Below are 14036 nucleotides of genomic sequence, written 5' to 3' on the forward strand. Positions count from 1 at the left end.
TCCGGCCACATTTTCACCCTTACCATGTCGGAAAGGCTGGCATGATTGCCGGCACTGTCTATAGTTGCCGTTTGACAAATCGCAGTTGCATCAAGTGGACAGAGCGTGCCTGACCGTAAATCGCCACTCGCGCCTTTAAGGCATTTGACTTACAGACGAATCTGGATCGCCAGCCTTGCCTCGAATTTCGGCGGACTGATCCAGGCGGTGGGCGCCGCGTGGATGATGACGTCGCTCTCAAGTTCGGAAAACATGATCGCGCTGGTGCAGGCCTCCACCTCTTTGCCGATCATGCTGTTCTCGCTGATTTCAGGCGCGCTGGCCGATAGTTTCGACCGCCGCCGCATCATGATTTCGGCGCAGCTTTTGATGCTGACGGCCTCCGTGCTGCTGACGGTGTTCGCCTGGTCCGGCTGGCTCACGCCGTGGCTTCTGCTCTTCTTCACCTTCATGATCGGCTGCGGCACGGCGCTCAACAACCCGTCCTGGCAGGCCTCCGTCGGCGAAATGGTGCCGCGCGAGGATTTGCCGGCCGCCGTGACGCTGAACAGCGTTGGCTTCAACATCACCCGCAGTGTCGGCCCGGCGATCGGCGGCATCATCGTCGCGGCTGCCGGCGCCGCTGCCGCGTTTTTCGTGAATGCGCTGAGCTACTTCACGCTGATCTACGCCCTGTTTCGCTGGCAGCCGCCCAAATACGCCTCGACCCTGCCGCGCGAGCAGCTTCTGGCCGCCATTTCGGCCGGCATGCGTTATGTGGCGATGTCGCCCAACATCGGCAAGGTGCTGGTGCGCGGCTTCCTTTTCGGCCTTTCCGCCAGCGCCATCCTTGCCTTGATGCCCATCGTCGCCCGCGATCTCGTCGAAGGCGGCCCTCTGACCTATGGCGTCATGCTGGGCGCCTTCGGCGTCGGCGCCATTGGCGGTGCGCTGATCAGCGCCAGATTGCGCGAGGTCCTGTCCAGCGAATGGATCGTGCGCGTCGCATTTCTGGGCTTCGCCTTCAGCGCTGGCGTAACGGCGGTCAGCACCAGTGCGATCGTCACCTCGCTGGTTCTGACCGTTGCCGGCGCCTGCTGGGTTCTGGCGCTGTCGCTCTTCAACACCATCGTCCAGCTCTCAACCCCGCGCTGGGTGGTAGGCCGAGCGCTCTCGCTCTACCAGACGCTCACCTTCGGCGGCATTGCGGTCGGCAGTTGGCTGTGGGGCGAGCTGGCGGAAGATTACGGTATTTCCTATTCGCTGCTCTGTTCGTGCGCACTGATGCTGCTCGGCGTCGTCGTCGGTCTCAAGCTCGCCATGCCGGCCTTCGCTTCGCTCAATCTCGATCCGCTCAACCGCTTCGTGGAACCGCCGCTGAGGCTGGATATCAAGCCGCGCAGCGGCCCCATCGCCATCCTCATCGACTATGAAATTCACGACGAGGACCTCGGCGAATTCCTGCCGCTGATGGCCGAGCGCCGCCGTATCCGCATCCGGGATGGTGCCCGCAACTGGAACCTGATGCGCGATCTGGAAAACCCCGACATCTGGACCGAAAGTTACCATGTGCCGACCTGGGTGGAATATGTCCGCCACAACCACCGCCGCACCCAGGCGGATGCGGAGGCCTGGGATCGGCTGCTCGAGCTTCACCGCGGCAAGACACGGCCGCGCGTGCACCGGATGATCGAGCGGCAGACCATTCCGCCGACCGACGATATTTTTCATAAGCCCCACACCGATCAGCATTGAGAGGCGAGGGCTAAAAGCGGATTATCTCAGCTTCGCCTTCAGCGTCGCATCCGGAAAACATGTAGGCGCAAGACCGTTTTTCGCCTGCCAGTCGCCGAGTGAGCGGCGCGTCTTGAAGCCCGCCAACCCGTCCGCCTTGCCGACATCGTAACCCTTGGCCACCAGTGCCTTCTGCATGGCGAGAACATCCGAGCGCAGCATCGATCCGACATTGCCCCATTCACCCTTGAACGGGCCCGCCCCATGGGCGATGCGGTCGGCGAGATTGCCGATGAACAGCGCATAGAGATCGGAATTGTTATATTCCTTGATGACGTAGAAATTTGGCGTTACCACGAATTCCGGCCCGTGCCGTCCGGCCGGCACCAGCATCATGCCATCGGCGGATAGGTCGTTGGCCGGAAAGGCTTTTCCGGAAATGCGGGTAATGCCCATCTTCGCCCAGTCGGCTACCGGCCGGGCAAGATCAGGGCCTTCCTGCGCGCAGGAGACATTGGCGGGGATCGAGACTTCGAAGCCCCAGTCGCGATTGCGCTGCCAGCCGCGCTGGGAAAGGTAGTTCGCTATGGATGCCAGCGCGTCCGGTACGGAATTCCAGATATCGCGATGGCCGTCGCCATCGAAATCCACGGCATATTTGAGATAGCTCGACGGCATGAATTGCGGCTGGCCGAGCGCGCCGGCCCAGGAGCCCATCATGCGCGAGGCTGCGATATCACCGCTTTCGACGATCTTCAGCGCATCGATCAGCTCGGCGCGGAACATCTCCTTGCGGGTCGACATATAGGCTTTCGTCGCCAGCACATTGACCACGGAATGCGGCAGTTTCGCCCTGCCGAAACCGGATTCGCGGCCCCATATCGCAACGACGATATCACCGGGCACACCGTATTTCGCCTCGATTCTGCGCAGCGTCGCCGCATGGGTGGCGGCAAGTGAACGACCGGTGCCGGCAAGCCCCTGCAGCCGCTTTTCGGAGAAATAGGCACCGGGCGAGGAGAATTCCGCCTGACTCTGGCTCTGTTCCTTCGGTGGCTTCTGGCCGGGAATGACAAGATCGGGCAGGTTCCAGCTGATGGACAGACCGCTGAGCGTAGCTTCAAGCGTCTTTTGCGAAATGCCGGCCTTGCGGGCTTCCGGCCAGATTTCCTTTTTCAGCCAGGCATTAAATTCAGCGTCATATCGGGCTGCCGCTGCTCCTGTCGGTGCCGATTGCGCCAAGGCCGGCGTGGCTGAAAAAACGGAAAGAAGTGCAGCCAGTGCCTTCGGGGCAAAATGGTTTCGCATTCGGTCTCCTCTTTGAATGACGGGGAGGGAGGGCGGCTTCAGATCGTCGTGCGCGCCCGAAGCGCCGCCGTCAATGTACCCTCGTCGAGATAATCGAGTTCACCGCCCACCGGCACGCCATGCGCAAGCCGGGTGATCTTGATGTCCAGACCGGAAAGGCGGTCGGTGATGTAGTGGGCGGTTGCCTGCCCCTCCACCGTCGCATTGACGGCGATGATAAGCTCGCGGATACCGCCGGCGCTGACACGGTCGATCAGGCCTTTGATATTCAAATCCTCCGGCCCGACGCCGTCGAGCGGCGACAGCGTGCCGCCGAGAACGTGATAGGCGGTGTTCATCGCGCCCGTCCGCTCCAGCGCCCAAAGATCCGACACGTCTTCCACCACGATGATGACCGACTGGTCGCGCCGGTCGTCGGTGCAGACGGTGCAGGGATCGATTGTATCGACATTGCCGCAGCAGGAGCAGATCTTCACCTTGTCGTAGGCCTCGCCCATGGCATGGCCCAGCGGCCCGAGAAGCTGTTCCTTCTTCTTGATGAGATGCAACGCCGCCCGCCGCGCCGAACGGGGCCCAAGCCCCGGCACTTTTGCCAGAAGCTGGATCAGTTTTTCAATTTCGGGACCGGTGACTCGTTTTGCCATGAGCGCTTTCTACTGCATAAATCGGGAAACGGGAATCATGAAGCGCAAAGGGCAGTCCATGAAAATCAGGGCGGTATGCCGGGGCGAGGCAAAAAGCCTGCCGGGAAAGACGGCGAAGACGGGAATCTTCAAACATGCCGTGCAGGGCCCGGTCATGGTGGATGCCGAAGGTATCGTCAGCGACGCCGTCTGCAATCGCAAACATCATGGCGGGCCGGATCAGGCGATTTACGTCATGGGGTCCATCGATCTCGACTTCTGGTCCCGCTCTCTCGGTTTTGTGGTCGAACCGGGATTTTTCGGCGAAAACCTCGTGCTGGAGGGGGTGGACAGCGCAAAACTCCATGTCGGCGACAGGTTCTCGGCCAGCGAAGTCCTGCTGGAGGTAACCGCCGCCCGCATTCCCTGCGCCACCCTGTCAGCCCGCATCGGCGATCCCGATTTCGCACCGCGCTTCCGGCAGGCGGGCCAGCCGGGTTTTTATTGCCGGGTGCTGAAAGGCGGAATGCTCGCCGCCGGGGAGGATATCGCCTTCGCACCTTATCAGGGAACGAAACTGGCCATACCGACTATTCTACAGCGCTTCCGCCCCATGCAGCTCGACATGGCCGAACGCAGGGCCTATCTCGAAACGCCGCTTGCAAGCCGGTTTCGCGCGATGCTGGAAGCCTAACCCTTTCTAGACGCGAGGACGGCGTGCATCACGCCATCCTCTTCGGTCGGATTATATCAGAACGGGAATTTCATGCCGGGCGGCAGCGGCAGGCCGGCGGTCAGGCCCGCCATCTTTTCCTGCGCCTGCGCTTCGCCCTTTTCCTTGGCGTCCTTGTGGGCAGCAACGATCAGGTCTTCGAGGATTTCCACCTCGTCTTCCTTGAACAGCGAAGGATCGATTTTCAGGCCGCGCATTTCGCCCTTGCCGTTGAGAATGACGGTCACGAGGCCGCCACCGGCCCTGCCTTCGACTTCAAGGGCGGCGATTTCTTCCTGCACCTTCTCCATCTTGGACTGCATTTCCTTGACCTTGCCCATCATGCCCATGATGTCACGCATGTGCCAATCTCCTGTTCTTTTTGTTTAAAACTCGATGTCGTCGCCGGGAAGGATGTCGCCTTCGCTCGATTCGGCAACCGATGGCGGTGCGATCTCTTCGGCCTCATCCTGTGCGGCGGCGCGGATGCGTACGTCGGTGATCTTTGCGCCGGGAAACTGCGCCAGAATGGCGGCAACGTCAGGATCCTGACGCGCATCGACAAGACGGGCATCCCGGGCATTGCCTTCTGCTTCGACAAGGGTTGGCTCGCCCTGTTCCTTGCTGAGGCTGACGATCCAGTGGATACCGGTCCATTCCTTGAGCTTGACGCCAAGCTCACCCGGCAGAGAGCCGGGCGCGCCTTCGCCGAGGCGCATATCAAGCCGGCCTGGCTCCAGCCGCACCATCCGCACAAAGTTGCGCACCTTGGCCCGCATGACGGGATCGCGGTTCTTCTGGCAAAGATCGGCAATATCCTGCACCGAATTGACGGGAACTCTCGGCTCCGGCCGCTCTTCGGTTTTCGGTGCCGCGACCTGCATCTCCTGCGGGCGGCTGTCCGGAACCGCGCGCAGCACGGCGGAGGCCTGCGGTGTCGTCTGGCGCTGGGCGGGAAGATCGACAGGTCTTCCCGCAGCCACGGTCTGTCCTGACGAATAGGCGCGGGCACCGCCGCCATTGCCGCCGCCCGAAGGGCCACCATTGGCGTAGCCGCCGTCACCGTTCGAAAGCTCCGCCAAGCGCCGCGCGGCATCTTCAGGTGCGGGCAGATTGGCGGCATGCGAAAGCCGGATCAGCACCATTTCGGCCGCACCCGCCGGACGCGAAGCGTTTTCCGTTTCCGGAATGCCCTTCAGCAGCATCTGCCAGATGCGCGACAGCGCGGTTACCGCAATCGTCTCGGCAAATTCCGCGCCGCGCCCGCGCTCGATCTCGGAAAGCGAGGGGTCTTCCGCCGCGTCAGGCACGTATTTCATGCGGGTGACGAGATGGGTGAAATCGGCAAGATCGTTCAACACGACGACAGGGTTTGCGCCTGCCTCATATTGCCCGTTGAACTCCGAAAGGGCGGCTGCGACATCGCCTTTGACGACATACTGGAAAAGATCGACGATACGTGCACGGTCGGCAAGGCCGAGCATGCCGCGCACGGCCTCGGCTTCAACGCGGCCTCCACCATGAGCAATCGCCTGATCGAGCAGGGAAAGGCCGTCACGGGCGGACCCTTCGGCCGCGCGGGCGATCATCGAAAGGGCCTGCGGATCGGCTTCGAAACCTTCCTTGCCGGCAATGGCGGTGAACAGGCCGACCAGATCGGCGGCGCTGATGCGGCGCAGGTCAAAGCGCTGGCAGCGCGACAGAACGGTAATTGGAACCTTGCGAATTTCAGTAGTTGCGAAGATGAATTTCACATGTTCCGGCGGCTCTTCAAGGGTCTTAAGAAGACCGTTGAAGGCCTGCGTCGACAGCATGTGCACTTCGTCGATGATATAGACTTTATAGCGTGCCGAAACCGGGCGGTAACGCACCTGTTCGATGATCTCGCGAATATCGTCGATACCGGTATGGGAGGCGGCGTCCATCTCGATCACGTCGACATGCCGGCCTTCCATGATCGCCTGGCAATGTTCACCCGGAATGCGCAGGTCGATGGTCGGCTTGTCGATGGTGTCGGTCTTGTAATTCAGCGCACGGGCAAGAATGCGGGCCGTGGTCGTCTTGCCCACGCCGCGAACGCCGGTCAGCATATAAGCCTGCGCGATACGCCCGGTCTCGAACGCGTTGGTCAGCGTGCGGACCATCGGCTCCTGGCCGACCATCAGATCGGAAAAATCCTTGGGGCGATATTTGCGCGCCAGTACCCGGTAGCCGGTCCCGACCTGGGATTCGCTTGATGTGGTGGGTACGGTGTCGCTCATTGCCTCGCCAGTTTGTTTTGCCAGTTGTCTTGGGGCGCTGAACTGGCCCGGCGAAAGCTGAGCACGTCTTTTAAAAAGGTGGGAGGCTGGCACGGCGACCCGTGCCGGGCTCGTTAGGGCTGCTTCCTTCCGGACCTGACCCGGTTGGCGAGTGGCTCGTCCACCACCAACCTCCCGGGGCCACATATCGGCAATATCGAAAGCAAATGCAAGCCAAGCCTTCAAAAAACTGCTATCACAATGAAAACAAACATGGAGGACACCTTGGAGACATTCCGGCTGGACGACAGACTGGCGCGCGACAGCGTGCTTGTGACGCGTTTGGGACTATGTGAACTGCGTTTGCAAAACGACAACCGCTGGCCCTGGCTGGTGCTGGTGCCGCAACGAGACGGCGTCAGTGAATTGTTCGATCTCACCCCGCTTGATCAGGCCGTGCTGACATTCGAGACCAATCTCGTCGCGTCTGCCTTGAAAGAAATCACCGGAGCCACCAAGATTAATGTCGGTGCTTTGGGCAATATCGTCCGGCAGCTTCATGTCCATATAATCGCTCGCAATGAAGGCGACACCTGCTGGCCGGGTCCCATCTGGGGTCACGGAACGCCTGTGCCCTATGCCGCGGGCGAAAAGGAAACTTTGATGAAAAAAATCTCCGGCGCGCTCTGATGATTTCCATGAAAATTTTTGAAACCACTGCCCCCCATCCCGAAGCAAGCCTGCTGACAGCCTTTTCCAAGAACGCCCTCGACCGTTTCGCTGAAAAGCGGACGGAGGAGTGCGTTGCCGATGCGCTGAAAGTCGATGGCACCCATATTTTTGCCTTTTCGGGCAACCGACTTGTCCTGAAGCATGACGAACAGGTCATCGACCCCCTGTTTTCCGCTTATGAGCTGGCTGAACTGCAGCCGGATTTCGACAATGCCGTGCTGCTCGGATATCGCGAAACCGGCGAGCCGAGAATTGCGGTGCCGGTCGCCGTAGCCGAGGACCAGCTGGCCAGCCACTATAAACTCGCCGACGCCCGCACCCTTTATCGCGACCATCTTCTCGATGAGGAATTGCTGAGCGAGGTTGCCCAGGCCGTCAGCCTTACCCACTGGAACGCCGACAATCGGTTTTGCGGTAAGTGCGGCGGCACCATGGAACTGCGCATCGGCGGCTACAAGCGTATCTGCGCCGCCTGCAACCACACGATTTTTCCCCGCACCGATCCCGTCGTCATCATGATGACGATCGATATCGAGCGTGATCTTTGCCTGCTTGGCCGTGGTGCGCATTTTGCACCGGGCATGTATTCGTGCCTTGCCGGTTTTGTGGAGCCGGGCGAAACCATCGAGCAGGCCGTCCGCCGCGAAACGCATGAGGAATCCGGTGTTGAAGTCGGTCGCGTGCGTTATCACGCGTCGCAGCCTTGGCCGATGCCGCATACGCTGATGATCGGCTGTTATGCCGAGGCACTGTCTTTCGATATTGCCCGCGATGAGATCGAACTGGAGGATTGCCGCTGGTTCACACGGGCGGAAGTCGCTAAGATGCTGGAAACGGCGACGGGTGAGGGCTTTTCCGCGCCTCCCGGTGGCGCCATCGCGCATCGGCTGATGCGCGATTGGGTGGAATGGACGAAATAATCGCGTTCGGCAGGCTCAACCCTGGTTGAGCTTGCCGCGCATCGCATGGCCCTTGTAGACACCGAGAATGCGGACTTTTTCGGAGAAGAAGCGCAACTCGTCCAGCGCATGCCGCACCGGCTCGTCATCGGGATGGCCCTCAATATCGGCATAAAACTGCGTTGCTACGAATTTGCCGCCGAGCTGGTAGCTTTCGAGCTTCGTCATGTTGATGCCGTTTGTCGCAAAGCCGCCCATGGCTTTGTAGAGCGCGGCCGGAATATTGCGGACGTTGAAGACAAAGGTGGTGACGACGATTTCGTCGCTAGACTGACGCTTGGCCCAATTTTCATCGCGGGAAAGCACAACGAAACGCGTGACGTTGTTTTCCGAATCCTCGACGTTTTCAGCGAGAATATCGAGGCCGTAGAGATTGGCGGCAAGGCGCGGCGCAAGTGCCGCCATGCTGCGGTCGCCCTTTTCTGAAACGAGCCTTGCGGAGCCCGCCGTATCGCCGGCGATGACGGGCTTCCAGCCGTTGGAACGGATGATTTTCCGGCACTGGCCAAGCGCGTGAATGTGGCTGTGGACGGTGCGGATTTCATCCTTCTTCACGCCCGGCATCACCATCAACTGGAAGCGGATCGGCATGAAATATTCGCCGATGATGTGTAGGCGCGATTCCGGCAGCAGGTGATGAATATCCGCAACGCGGCCGGCCAGCGTGTTCTCGATCGGGATCATGCCGAGATCGGCTTCGCCATTTTCAATGGCGTTGAAGGCATCCTCGAATGTCGGGCACGGCAAAGGCTCCATATCCGGGAACATGTCGCGGCAGGCCATATCGGAATTCGCGCCGAATTCGCCCTGGAAGGCAATGCGATTTGTGCTCAAGGTCATGGGACTGTCCGTTAGAGGGTTCTGCTTACGAGAATTTTGCGGGCTTTTTCCAGATCGTGCGGCGTGTCGACGCCGAGCGGCACGGAACTGACGATTTCGGCGTCGATGCGCATGCCGGCTTCCAGCGCGCGCAGCTGTTCCAGCCGCTCGCGTTTTTCCAGCGGCGAGGGCGGCAGGCTCACGAATGTCTCGAGTGCTGCGCGGCGATAGGTATAAAGCCCGATGTGGTGATAAAGCGGTCCATCGCCATAAGGGGCGGTGGTGCGGGTAAAATAAAGCGCGCGCAATCGCGACTCGGAAAGCGGGCTGCCCACCACTTTCACCACGTTCGGATTGGTTTTTTCTTCCTCGTCGGTGATTTCGACCGTCAGTGTCGCAATATCGACGGCGGCATTTTCCAGCGGACGCAGCGAAGCGCGGATCGTCTCCGCTTCGATGGTCGGAAGATCGCCCTGGACATTGATGACATATTCCGCCTTGCCATAGGGATCGGCTTTCTGCAGCGCCTCGAAAATGCGGTCCGAGCCGGATTGGTGGTCGTCGCGCGTCATCATCACGTCGAAACCGGCATTTTTGACGGCCGAAAACACCTGTTCGTCATCGACGGCTACAACGATTCGCTCTGCGCCGGCCTCGCGTGCGCGCAGTGCCACCTGCACGATCATCGGCTTGCCGCCAATGTCGGCGAGCGGCTTGCCCGGCAGGCGCGTGGATGCCATCCGCGCCGGTATGAGGACGACAGCTTTCTCGAAATCCCGATTCTTCATCCGACACCCTTCAAATCCCGCCCGAAAAGTGTCAAAACGTCACGGTGTGGGGAGCATTATTCAAGTTGCGCAGGCTGTGCAAAAGCCATAGCTTTCGAGCAATTTCAAGATGCCCGTTATATCAAGCGGATGCGAGGGAGCGCATATAGATGAATTCTTATGTAAATATGGGCGTTGGGGCGTTGCTTGGCACGGTTTTCGTCCTGATGTCGGTGTCGATTGCGTCTGAGGGCATTTTCCATGCGCCCGCGCCCGAAAAGGAAGGTTACGCCATTGCTGCGGCAGAGGGTGGCGGCGAAGCAGCCGGCGGTGAAGCCGCTGCCGCGGCGACGCCGATCGCGCAATTGCTTGCCAGCGCCGATGCCGCCAAGGGTGAGACGGTCTTCAAGAAGTGTACGAGCTGTCATACCGGAGAGAGTGGTGGTGCAAACAAGGTCGGCCCCAATCTCTTCGATATCGTCAACCGGCCGATCGCCAGCCATGAAGGTTTCAGCTACTCCGCAGGGATGAAGGATTTCTCCAAGGGCGGTTCCGTGCATTGGGATTACGATCATCTCAGCTTCTTCCTCGAAGCTCCCAAGAAACACGTTCCCGGCACGGCCATGGGCTTTGCGGGCGTGAAGAAGGAAACGGAACGCGCCGATCTCATTGCTTATCTGCGGACGCTGTCGGCAAACCCGGCGCCGCTTCCGGATCCCGCTGCGGCTCCCGCGCCGACAAACTAATCGTTACGATGGTTTCATGAAAAAAGCCCGGCATCGGCCGGGCTTTTTATTTTTGCAGCGGCGGATTGCGGCTGCGGCAATGGCGCCTGAAAAATCAGAACCCCTTGCCGCCGCGCAATTCGGAAATCACCGTTCCGACCATGATCTTGATATCCAGCCAGAGGGAAAAATTGTCGACGTAATAAAGATCGGAGACGATTCGGGCGCGCGCCTTGTCGCTGCGATCCGTCGGGCCGCGCAATCCCCGCATCTGGGCAAGGCCGGTAATGCCCGGCCGCACCCGGTGCCGCATATGGTAGTGCGGCACCAGCTCCTCATAAAGACGGCCGGCCGCCAGCATGCCGATGGCATGGCAGCGGGGCCCGACCAGCGACATATCGCCTTTCAGCACATTCAGAAGCTGCGGCAGTTCATCGATATTGGTGCGGCGAAGAACCGCGCCGATCCGGGTTATTCTGGGGTCGTTCTTCACCGTTTGCGCCACACCGGTGGCATCGCAAAGATCGGTCCTCATGGAGCGGAATTTATAGACACGGATTTTCCGCCCGTTCATGCCCCAGCGGACCTGCGAAAACAGGACCGGTCCCTTGCTGTCGAGTTTGACCATCACTGCCACGGTGAGCAGCACCGGCGCGAGTGCGACAAGGGCGATGGACGCCCCTGCGATGTCAATCGTTCTTTTGAGCGCGAACTGGCCGCGCAGGAATGCGGAGACGGTTTTTTCCGAAGAGGAAGGTTGCGTTTCCGGCGATTCGAAAGTGGTGGCTGCGGAATAGGAGGCACCGTAAAAAACGGCATGCGATGAGCCTTTAGTACCCAGCATAATATAAAGCCCTGAAAAGTTATTTTGATAGAAGAAAATTAATTTATATGAACGATTAATAATTCATTTACCGTAAAAAGTCATCCGAAATGTAACCGCCCCGGCGCAAATGGCAATCTACGGTTAATGCGACTGCACGCGGATGTTGCAGGGTCGGCGTCCTCTCCGCTCGTAGCTGCGGAGACGGCGTGTCCCATGGAACCAAAACCTGCAAAATCGGGAATTTTCGTGCAGCGCTGGCGAAATCGCCATCGGCCCTGAGACAAGCGCCTTTCGGCCACTCTAAGCCGTCAGTTTCCCATCAGAATATCGAGCAGGGTCGTCTGCTTCGGCCCGGATGGCGCCTGGCCGCCGATATCGGCGGGTGGTACAGGCCCGTTGCCGGCTGAATAGCCGGGTTCGATATCGCGGGAAGGGATATTTGCCGGCGGCATCGGTGCACCGGGCTGATTCGGATTCGGCGCAACCGGGGCTTCGGGATAGGCGCGCGTATCCACCGTTCCGCCGCCGAGCGCATTGGAAATGATGTCGCCGATGGAGGAGGGCGCGCTTTCCGGCGCCGGCTGCTGCATTTCCCCAAGCGGCGGCACGCCGCCTGCGCCAAGCCCGAAGAGCGGTGAGGGCGAAAGCCCCGAATGGGCGGCGGTCATGAAATCTTTCCAGGCCTTTGCGGGAAGTCCGCCACCGGTGACCTTCTTCATCGATGTGCCGTCGTCATTGCCGAACCACACGCCGGTGGTCAGGTTGCTTGTGTAGCCGACGAAAAGGGCGTCGCGGAAGGATTGCGTCGTGCCGGATTTTCCTGCCGCCTGCCAGCCCTGCAGCCGTGCCGCTTTGCCGGTACCTTCGGTGATGACGCGCGACAGCATGCTGTTCATGGTCGCGGCTATCTCTTCGCTCAGGACGCGCGGCGGATTGTCGTATTTGTTTTCGTAAAGCACCTTGCCATCCGCATCGGTGATGCGTTTGACGATATGCGGCGTCGCCTTGTAGCCGCCATTCATGAAGGGGGCGTAGGAGGCCGTCAGCTCCATCAGCGACACTTCCGAGGTGCCGAGCGCGATGGAGGCATTGTTCTGCAGCTCGGATTCGATACCCATTCGATGCGCCACCTGGGTCACACGATCCGGACCCACTTCCATCACCAGCTGCGCGGCAATGGTGTTCAGCGAATTGGCGAGCGCGGTGGCGAGCGTCACTTCGCCTCGATATTTCTTCTCGTAATTTTCCGGGGTCCAGTTGCCGATGCGAACAGGCGCGTCGTTGCGGATGGTATAGGGCGTGAGCCCGGATTCGAGTGCGGCGACGTAAACGAAGGGCTTGAATGCGGAGCCGGGTTGCCGTTTTGCCTTGGCGGCGCGGTTGAACTGGCTTTCGGCATAATCCGCCCCGCCCACCACGGCCCGGATCGCGCCCGTGCCATCGATGGAGACCAGCGCCGCCTGCGAAGCGCCTTGCTTCTTGCCGTCACCCTGCAGCACGTGGGTCAGCGCCTTTTCGGCGTCACGCTCGAGATTGGGGTCGATCGTTGTGTCGACGACAATGTCCTGCTTGACCTCGCCGACGAGGTTGCGTACTTCCTCCAGCACCATATCGGCGGCGTAATGTTCGGCGCCAGACCAGAAACGTTTCGCCTTGGTCGGCGGCTGCGACATGGCCGTCTTGATTTCATCGTCGGTGATGAAGCCGACATCGCGCATGGATTGCAGCACGACCTGCGCCCGTTCTTCCGCCGCCTGCGGATCGCGCGCCGGCGAAAGGCGCGAGGGCGCTTTAAGAAGCCCGGCCAGCATGGCCGCCTCGCCCAGATTGACGTCGCGCGCGGATTTGTTGAAGTAGCGCCGCGAGGCCGCCTCGACGCCATAGGCATTGGAGCCGAAATAGACGCGATTGAGATACATCGCGAGAATCTGGTCCTTGGTGAACTTATGCTCCAGCCAGAAGGACAACAGCACTTCCTGAACCTTGCGTTCCAGCGTGCGATCCGGCGAGAGGAACAGGTTTTTCGCGAGCTGCTGCGTCAGCGTCGAGCCGCCCTGCACGGTTCGCCCCGTCAGCACATTCGTGACGATGGCGCGTCCGAGACCGAGCGGATCGACCCCGAAATGCGAATAAAACCGCCGGTCCTCAATCGCCATGACGGCCTGCGGAATATAGGGCGACATATCTTCCAGCGCGAGCGCCTCGCCGCCGGTGGTGCCGCGATTGGCCAGCACGTTGCCATTCACCGAAACGATCTTCACATTCGGCGGGCGTTCGGGAATGGACCAGCTGCTGGCGCTCGGCATGCGCGCGCCGTAATAGAGAACGAGACCTGCAACACCGATGCCGCCCCAGATGCCGAGTACGATGCACCAATAGACGAGGGAGCGAATGAAGCCCGTCGCGCCGCGGCCGGAGCTGCGGGTGCGCTTTTCTTTTTTCCTGGATTTGGTGCGGCCGGATGTCGGCTTCGGTTTTCTGGCTTGCTGCTTTGTGGTTCCGCTGATGCGCTCGCTGGCGTCGAGGCGCAGGTCATCACCGGATTCGTGGAAATCCCCGAAAGAGGGTTCTACCCGTTCGCGTGATTTACCCTTGCCTGCCATCCAGCCGAA

13 protein-coding genes and 1 other RNA gene are annotated in these 14036 nt (G+C 60.3%); 5 read left to right on the forward strand and 9 right to left on the reverse strand.

Going from position 1 to position 14036, the window contains the following annotated elements:
* Positions 1-105: 105 nt before the first annotated feature.
* Positions 106-1734: an MFS transporter gene (locus ACQZ60_RS00155; protein ID WP_003524308.1), complete on the forward strand. Its 1629-nt coding sequence runs from the start codon at positions 106-108 to the stop codon at positions 1732-1734.
* A 21-nt stretch (positions 1735-1755) separates the two neighbouring features.
* Here ACQZ60_RS00155 and ACQZ60_RS00160 read toward each other — a convergent pair whose 3' ends face one another.
* Together ACQZ60_RS00160 and recR are read right to left on the reverse strand one after the other, a co-directional pair.
* A complete protein-coding gene (locus tag ACQZ60_RS00160) occupies positions 1756-3021 on the reverse strand; it encodes a lytic murein transglycosylase (protein ID WP_059762461.1) in 1266 nt (421 codons plus the stop codon).
* Positions 3022-3059: 38 nt separating this feature from the next.
* Positions 3060-3665: a recombination mediator RecR gene (gene recR / locus ACQZ60_RS00165; RefSeq protein ID WP_003524309.1), complete on the reverse strand. Its 606-nt coding sequence runs from the start codon at positions 3663-3665 to the stop codon at positions 3060-3062.
* Positions 3666-3702: 37 nt separating this feature from the next.
* Here recR and ACQZ60_RS00170 point away from each other — a divergent pair, with 37 nt between their 5' ends.
* Entirely contained in the window at positions 3703-4338 is a 636-nt protein-coding gene (locus ACQZ60_RS00170) for an MOSC domain-containing protein (protein ID WP_035261490.1), read from the forward strand.
* 56 nt (positions 4339-4394) lie between these two features.
* Here ACQZ60_RS00170 and ACQZ60_RS00175 read toward each other — a convergent pair whose 3' ends face one another.
* The 3 genes from ACQZ60_RS00175 to ffs form a co-directional block, all read right to left on the reverse strand.
* The gene (locus tag ACQZ60_RS00175; protein WP_003507179.1) at positions 4395-4718 is read right to left on the reverse strand and encodes a YbaB/EbfC family nucleoid-associated protein; all 324 of its coding nucleotides are present in this window, start codon (positions 4716-4718) and stop codon (positions 4395-4397) included.
* A gap of 24 nt (positions 4719-4742) precedes the next feature.
* Positions 4743-6617, reverse strand: coding sequence for a DNA polymerase III subunit gamma/tau (locus ACQZ60_RS00180; RefSeq protein ID WP_035261493.1), 1875 nt, complete (start codon positions 6615-6617; stop codon positions 4743-4745).
* A 78-nt stretch (positions 6618-6695) separates the two neighbouring features.
* Positions 6696-6792: signal recognition particle sRNA small type (ffs, locus tag ACQZ60_RS00185), an RNA gene on the reverse strand.
* Positions 6793-6857: 65 nt separating this feature from the next.
* On the opposite strand from ffs, the gene ACQZ60_RS00190 reads away from it, so the two are divergent.
* The gene (locus ACQZ60_RS00190) at positions 6858-7286 is read left to right on the forward strand and encodes an HIT domain-containing protein (protein WP_003524313.1); all 429 of its coding nucleotides are present in this window, start codon (positions 6858-6860) and stop codon (positions 7284-7286) included.
* Positions 7286-8248: an NAD(+) diphosphatase gene (nudC, locus tag ACQZ60_RS00195; RefSeq protein ID WP_448734578.1), complete on the forward strand. Its 963-nt coding sequence runs from the start codon at positions 7286-7288 to the stop codon at positions 8246-8248. The genes ACQZ60_RS00190 and nudC overlap by 1 nt, the downstream gene beginning before the upstream one ends.
* Before the next feature lie 15 nt (positions 8249-8263).
* Here nudC and ACQZ60_RS00200 read toward each other — a convergent pair whose 3' ends face one another.
* Together ACQZ60_RS00200 and ACQZ60_RS00205 are read right to left on the reverse strand one after the other, a co-directional pair.
* On the reverse strand, positions 8264-9127 hold the full coding sequence (locus ACQZ60_RS00200; RefSeq protein ID WP_003524315.1) for a prephenate dehydratase: 864 nt from the start codon (positions 9125-9127) through the stop codon (positions 8264-8266).
* An 11-nt stretch (positions 9128-9138) separates the two neighbouring features.
* Entirely contained in the window at positions 9139-9894 is a 756-nt protein-coding gene (locus ACQZ60_RS00205; RefSeq protein ID WP_035261495.1) for a 3-deoxy-manno-octulosonate cytidylyltransferase, read from the reverse strand.
* A 149-nt stretch (positions 9895-10043) separates the two neighbouring features.
* Between ACQZ60_RS00205 and ACQZ60_RS00210 the strand changes: the two genes are divergently transcribed.
* Positions 10044-10619: a c-type cytochrome gene (locus tag ACQZ60_RS00210; protein WP_059758943.1), complete on the forward strand. Its 576-nt coding sequence runs from the start codon at positions 10044-10046 to the stop codon at positions 10617-10619.
* A 94-nt stretch (positions 10620-10713) separates the two neighbouring features.
* Here ACQZ60_RS00210 and ACQZ60_RS00215 read toward each other — a convergent pair whose 3' ends face one another.
* Positions 10714-11442 carry a sugar transferase gene (locus tag ACQZ60_RS00215; RefSeq protein WP_003524319.1) on the reverse strand — a complete coding sequence of 243 codons (729 nt, stop codon included), beginning with the start codon at positions 11440-11442 and terminating at the stop codon, positions 10714-10716.
* A gap of 290 nt (positions 11443-11732) precedes the next feature.
* Complete coding sequence (locus ACQZ60_RS00220; protein ID WP_448734579.1) at positions 11733-14027, reverse strand: transglycosylase domain-containing protein; 2295 nt, start codon at positions 14025-14027, stop codon at positions 11733-11735.
* Between the last annotated feature and the right edge of the window lie 9 nt (positions 14028-14036).

This window comes from Agrobacterium sp. 22-223-1 (genome assembly GCF_053522385.1).

What these genes read in the sequence shown, in the direction of transcription:
- ACQZ60_RS00200 (WP_003524315.1), bottom strand. Translation starts at nt 9,127, where the DNA reads ATGACCTTGAGCACAAATCGCATTGCCTTCCAGGGCGAATTCGGCGCG.
- ACQZ60_RS00210 (WP_059758943.1), top strand. Translation starts at nt 10,044, where the DNA reads ATGAATTCTTATGTAAATATGGGCGTTGGGGCGTTGCTTGGCACGGTT.
- ACQZ60_RS00215 (WP_003524319.1), bottom strand. Translation starts at nt 11,442, where the DNA reads ATGCTGGGTACTAAAGGCTCATCGCATGCCGTTTTTTACGGTGCCTCC.
- ACQZ60_RS00170 (WP_035261490.1), top strand. Translation starts at nt 3,703, where the DNA reads ATGAAGCGCAAAGGGCAGTCCATGAAAATCAGGGCGGTATGCCGGGGC.
- nudC (WP_448734578.1), top strand. Translation starts at nt 7,286, where the DNA reads ATGATTTCCATGAAAATTTTTGAAACCACTGCCCCCCATCCCGAAGCA.
- ACQZ60_RS00175 (WP_003507179.1), bottom strand. Translation starts at nt 4,718, where the DNA reads ATGCGTGACATCATGGGCATGATGGGCAAGGTCAAGGAAATGCAGTCC.
- ACQZ60_RS00220 (WP_448734579.1), bottom strand. Translation starts at nt 14,027, where the DNA reads ATGGCAGGCAAGGGTAAATCACGCGAACGGGTAGAACCCTCTTTCGGG.
- ACQZ60_RS00160 (WP_059762461.1), bottom strand. Translation starts at nt 3,021, where the DNA reads ATGCGAAACCATTTTGCCCCGAAGGCACTGGCTGCACTTCTTTCCGTT.
- ACQZ60_RS00190 (WP_003524313.1), top strand. Translation starts at nt 6,858, where the DNA reads ATGAAAACAAACATGGAGGACACCTTGGAGACATTCCGGCTGGACGAC.
- ACQZ60_RS00180 (WP_035261493.1), bottom strand. Translation starts at nt 6,617, where the DNA reads ATGAGCGACACCGTACCCACCACATCAAGCGAATCCCAGGTCGGGACC.
- recR (WP_003524309.1), bottom strand. Translation starts at nt 3,665, where the DNA reads ATGGCAAAACGAGTCACCGGTCCCGAAATTGAAAAACTGATCCAGCTT.
- ACQZ60_RS00205 (WP_035261495.1), bottom strand. Translation starts at nt 9,894, where the DNA reads ATGAAGAATCGGGATTTCGAGAAAGCTGTCGTCCTCATACCGGCGCGG.